We start from the raw sequence: 2345 nt of genomic DNA, 5'->3' as shown, positions 1-2345 counted from the left end.
TGAAGCTGCTGCTCCAGCTGTTCCCGGCTGGCGCGCGATGCTCGCAGCTCATCTTGCGCCATATCGCGCATTTCCGGATCCTTCAGCAGATGCTCCGCGGTATGGATATCTTCTTGCACCTGGCACCAGCGCTGAAAACAGTTTGTCACATCAGACAGCTGCGCATACTCCTTCGACAGGGCGCGAAAACGCGCCTGATTGGAAATGATACTGGGATCGCCGAGCAGGACTTCCACTTCTTCACAGCGCTCTTGCAACACCTCTAATTTGGCGACTATCGAGGGTTTCATACGTGGTATATTTACCTTATATGTTTCAGTGCGTGTCCAGTCCAAGACTGTCGCGCAAAATATGTAATCTCTCAGTGTCGCCTTCGCGGGCAGCCTGCTGCAGCGATTTGGTCGGCGCGTGGATGAGACGGTTGGTCAGCTTGTGTGCCATCTCTTTCACCACATGCTCCGGGTCAGCACCGAGGCGTAACGCCGCGAGCGCGCGGGCTTCAAACTCCGCCCGCTGGCTACCCGCTTGAGTGCGGTAATCACGTATTGCCTCCACCGCCGACTGGCTGCGCAGCCAACCCATGAAATCCAGACTTTCCTGCGCGACGATAGTTTCCGCCAGCACCGCAGCATTTTTACGCTGCATCAGGTTCTTTTCAATGATGGCCTGCAGATCGTCCACCGTATACAGATAGGCGTTTGCCAGCTTCTCCACTTCTGGTTCAATATTGCGCGGTACAGCGATATCCACTAGAATTATAGGCTGATAACGGCGTTGTTTCAGCGCTCGCTCCACCATTCCTTTACCGATTATCGGCAGCGTGCTGGCAGTGGAGGTGATAATAATGTCGGCCTCACCCAATTGGCTATTAATTTCTGGCAGGCTGATGACGTCAGCGCCGACTTCTTCTGCCAGACGCTGCGCCCGATCACGGGTGCGGTTGGCGATGAGCAGCCGCTTCACTTTGTGCTCGCGCAGATGGCGCGCCACCAGTTCAATCGTTTTGCCGGCGCCTACCAGCATTACCACCACTTCTGACAAGGATTCAAATGTCTGTCGCACCATAGTGCAGGCTGCAAATGCCACCGAGACCGCGTATGAGCCAATCTCAGTTTCGGTGCGCACTCGTTTGGCAACGGAGAACGATTTCTGAAATAATCGCTCCAAATCCACCGACAAGCCATGCCCGCGGCGGGATTCGGCGAATGCCCTCTTAACCTGTCCTAGGATTTGCGGTTCGCCGAGCACCAGCGAATCCAGGCCGCTGGCGACGCGCATCAAATGGCTGACGGCTTCGTCACCGAGATACCAGTAAAAACTCTGTCGCACCTCGTCGGCTTCGAGTTGGTGGTAGTTGCACAGCCAGCGCACCAGCGCTTCCTGCAGGTCGGCCTTTTGTTCAACGCTGAGATATAGCTCGGTACGGTTGCAAGTAGACAGAACGACACCTCCCCGCACCAGCGGTTGCGCAAGCAAGCTGCCCAGCGCCTGGTCAAGGGTATCTGGTGATAACGCTACCCGTTCGCGCAAAGCGACCGGGGCTGTTTTATGATTGATACCAAGTGCGAGCAATGTCATTTGTTCAGGTTACAGAGTAGTACAAGCGTTAGTTGGTTATTGTCTGCTCGCATTCTACTTGATGCACAGATGCAAGAAAAGTTGCACCGTACTTTCTTCCTCTTATGGTATATAACTTGTAAGGGTATAAAATCAAACTATTAAATCCATTGTCGCTAACGATACCCTCCGTTAGCGTGAAAGAAAGTCATTCATCGTGCGATAGTTAAGGACGTTGAAGTCATGCCAGAGCGTAATTATGCCGTTTTCCGTTTGCTGCCGCTCGCCAGTCTGCTGCTGGCTGCCTGCAGTGTTCGCACGCTTTCCAGCCTGGCTAAAAGCCAAACCTCGCCCGAATGGCGCAGCCACCAGCAGTCGGTGTCCACGATCACCCGTTACCAGACGCACGGCGCCTTCGCCTATTTTTCCCAGGAGAAAAAAGTTTACGCGCGCTTTAACTGGCAGCAAACTAGCGCCGATCGCTACCGCTTGATTCTGACCAATCCACTAGGCAGCACGGAGATGGATCTCAATGTCCAACCGGGCGTAGTGCAGCTCGTCAACAATCAAGGTAAACGCTATATCAGCGACGACCCTGAGGTGATGATCCAAAAGCTGGCCGGCATGTCTATCCCTCTCAAAGACCTGTGCCAATGGATGCTCGGCCTGCCCGGCAATGCCACCGATTTCACATTCGATGCCAGTGGCTATCTACACCAGGTGAATTATAGCTACAACGGGCAGCTCTGGACTGTGACCTACCAGGGCTATCACGACGATACTGTGCC

Annotated in this window: 3 protein-coding genes; 1 reads left to right on the top strand and 2 read right to left on the bottom strand. The window is 54.1% G+C overall.

All coding sequences use genetic code 11. The annotated features are described in order from the left end of the window. The coding region (locus BG74_RS16185; RefSeq protein WP_244267207.1) for a PCRF domain-containing protein at nt 1-290 on the bottom strand (290 nt) is incomplete at its 3' end. Nucleotides 291-315: 25 nt separating this feature from the next. Next, complete coding sequence (hemA, locus tag BG74_RS02845; protein WP_066596461.1) at nt 316-1578, bottom strand: glutamyl-tRNA reductase; 1263 nt, start codon at nt 1576-1578, stop codon at nt 316-318. Between the two features lie 222 nt (nt 1579-1800). On the opposite strand from hemA, the gene lolB reads away from it, so the two are divergent. After that, the coding region (lolB, locus tag BG74_RS02840) for a lipoprotein insertase outer membrane protein LolB (protein ID WP_244267197.1) at nt 1801-2345 on the top strand (545 nt) is incomplete at its 3' end.

The organism is Sodalis-like endosymbiont of Proechinophthirus fluctus, assembly GCF_001602625.1.
GTDB lineage: Bacteria > Pseudomonadota > Gammaproteobacteria > Enterobacterales > Enterobacteriaceae.
The sequence above is the reverse complement of the archived record's forward strand: the minus strand, read 5'-3'. Positions and strand labels throughout refer to the sequence as shown.